The 2,646-nt window shown below is 70.0% G+C and carries 2 protein-coding genes; both read left to right on the top strand.

Going from position 1 to position 2,646, the window contains the following annotated elements:
- Positions 1–213 precede the first annotated feature (213 nt).
- The gene (locus NR073_RS10965) at positions 214–1,737 is read left to right on the top strand and encodes an IS21-like element ISMlu14 family transposase (RefSeq protein WP_031943827.1); all 1,524 of its coding nucleotides are present in this window, start codon (positions 214–216) and stop codon (positions 1,735–1,737) included.
- Entirely contained in the window at positions 1,734–2,519 is a 786-nt protein-coding gene (gene istB / locus NR073_RS10970) for an IS21-like element helper ATPase IstB (protein ID WP_010078636.1), read from the top strand. The genes NR073_RS10965 and istB overlap by 4 nt, the downstream gene beginning before the upstream one ends.
- Positions 2,520–2,646: the final 127 nt, after the last annotated feature.

Raw genomic sequence — 2,646 nt, forward strand, 5'->3', positions numbered from 1 at the left:
TGTAAGCGGCCATGAAAAGCTGCCCATAGGTGGCCAGGGAATGACCCGCTGACGGCCATGAGGACTGCCCAGTGATGGCCACGGGAACTGCCCGGTGCTGGCCATCTGGTTTGCCCGCGTTGCTCGTTGCCCGCCGCGTCGTGAGCCGGCGGGGGCCTCCTCCCCGGGTTGGATATCGGTGTCGAATCGAATCCAGCGAGGAAGAGGCCCTGAATGAAGGATGCCGCAGAAACCATGAAAATACTCAGTGCCTATGACCTGACCAAGTCATTGCGGGGCGCCGCCGAGCTGGCCGGTTGCTCCCATCACACCGTGGCCCGGCTGGTGCGGGCCCGCGACGCCGGCCAGACCCCTGGATCCGGAGCCAGCCGCCCGAAGGTCACCGATGTCTGGCTGCCCAAGATCGAGGAATGGGTCGAGGCCTCCACGGGCAGGATCCGCGCCGATGTCGTGCACGCCAAGCTCACCGCAATGGGCTACACCGGCTCTGAGCGCTCCACCCGGCGGGCGGTGGCCGAGGTGAAGGCCGCCTGGCGGGCCGGGAAGCGCCGGGTGCACCGGCCCTGGATCACCGAGCCGGGCGCATGGCTGCAGTACGACTTCGGCGATGGGCCGGCGATCGACGGGGCCAAGACGGTGCTGTTCGTGGCCTGGCTGGCCTGGTCCCGCTACCGGATCGTCATCGCCCTGCGTGATAGGACGGCTCCGAGTGTGTTCGCCGCCCTGGACCGGTGCTTCCGGCTGATCGGGGGCGCGCCGACCTATGTGCTGACGGATAACGAGAAGACAGTGACGGTCTCTCATGTGGCCGGGGTGCCGGTGCGTAACCAGGCCACCGTGGCGTTCGCTCGGCATTACGGCGTGGAGGTGCTGACCTGCCAGCCAGCGGATCCGGCCGCCAAGGGCGGGGTGGAGAACGCGGTGAAGCTGGCCAAGGCCGACCTGGTCCCGAAGGACACCAACCTGCGGGACCAGTACGCCTCGTTCGCTGAGCTCGAGGCCGCCTGCGCGGGGTTCATGGCCATGGTGAACTCCCGGGAGCACCGGGTGACCCGGCGCCGCCCGGACCACATGCTCGCCGAGGAGACCAGCGCGTTGCATCGGATCCCCGCCACGGCGCACACCGTGGCCTACGGGGTGGGACGGAAGGTGCCGGAGAACACGCCGATGGTCTCCTTCGAAAACGCCCAGTACTCGGTGCCCGCGCACCTGCTCGGGGCCGAGGTGTTCGTGCGCCATCACGGCACCGGACCGGACTCGATGGTGGTGATCATGCACGCCGGTGCGCAGGGGCCGGTGGAGGTCGCCCGGCACCGGGTGGCCCGGCCCGGGTCCCCGGCCATCGACGACGCGCACTTCCCCGGCCACGAGACGGACAAGGTGCCCGGGGACTACACCCCGGTGCCCCGTTCGGCGGCGGAGGCCGAGTTCCTGGCCATCGGGGCCGGAGCGAGGACCTGGCTGGTGGAGGCCGCCGCGGCCGGCACCAGCCGGATCGGTCAGAAGATGGCCGAGGCCGTCACCCTGGCCAAGCTCGCCGGCACCGACCAGGTCGACCGCGCCCTCGGGGTGGCCGCGGTGCACCAGCGCTTCGCCCACGGCGACCTGGCCTCCCTGCTCACCGCCGCCGGCCACCGCACCGGGATGCACACCGCCACCGAGGAACGGTCCCTGACCCAGGGCACCGCCGGCTGGGCCGGCCTCGGTACCTCCAACACCGAGGGGGCAGCCCGGTGAGCATCCACACCCCGAACACCGCCGCACCGGCGCTGCCGGCCGATTTGGAGGCGCTGTTGCGGCAGCTGAAGATGCCCCACGCCCGCGGTATCGCCGCCGAGGTACTGGCCACCGCCCGGGCCCAACGCTGGGAGCCGGCCGAGGTCCTCAAGGCCCTGCTGGTCGAGGAGACCACCGGTCGGGCCCGATCCATGCTCGCCGCCCGGCGCAAGGCCGCCGGGTTCCCCACCGGCAAGACCTTCACGACCTGGGATCCGGGCGCCTCCTCGATCCCGGCCCCGACCCAGCAGTCCCTGCGCACCCTGGAATGGCTCTCGCGCAGAGAGAACCTCGTGGTCTGCGGGCCCTCCGGCACCGGCAAGACCTTCTTCCTCGAGGCCCTGGGCCAGCAGGCCGTGGAGGAGGGCAAGCGGGTGGCCTGGTTCACCCTGGAGGACCTCGGGGCGATGATCCGGGCCCACCGGCCCGATGACACCATCACCAAAGCCGTCGCCCGAATCCTGCGCGCCGACCTGATCGTCATCGACGACATCGGCCTGCTGCCGGTCGCCGACGATGCCGCCGAGGGCCTCTACCGCATCGTGGACGCCGCCTACGAGAAACGCTCCGTAGCGATCAGCTCGAACCTGCACCCGGCCGGCTTCGACGAGCTGATGCCCAAGACCCTGGCCACCGCCACCGTGGACCGGCTCCTGCACCACGCCCACGTGTGCCAGACCACCGGAGACTCCGTACGGATGACCCAGGCAATGGCCGGGAAGGGAGTCATGCCACTGAACTGATCCCATCACGGTGGCCAGCACCACCACCCAAACGGGCAAACCAGCTGGCCACCAGTGGGCAGTTCTGATGGCCACCAGCGGGAAGAAACACTGGCCGCCTATGGGCAGAACTCAATGGCCCTTGACA

The organism is Micrococcus sp. Mcc28 (assembly GCF_024519775.1).
GTDB classification, from domain to species: Bacteria; Actinomycetota; Actinomycetes; order Actinomycetales; family Micrococcaceae; genus Micrococcus; species Micrococcus luteus.

Coding starts and splice junctions, on each gene's coding strand:
- NR073_RS10965 (WP_031943827.1), top strand. CDS start 214: ATGAAGGATGCCGCAGAAACCATGAAAATACTCAGTGCCTATGACCTG.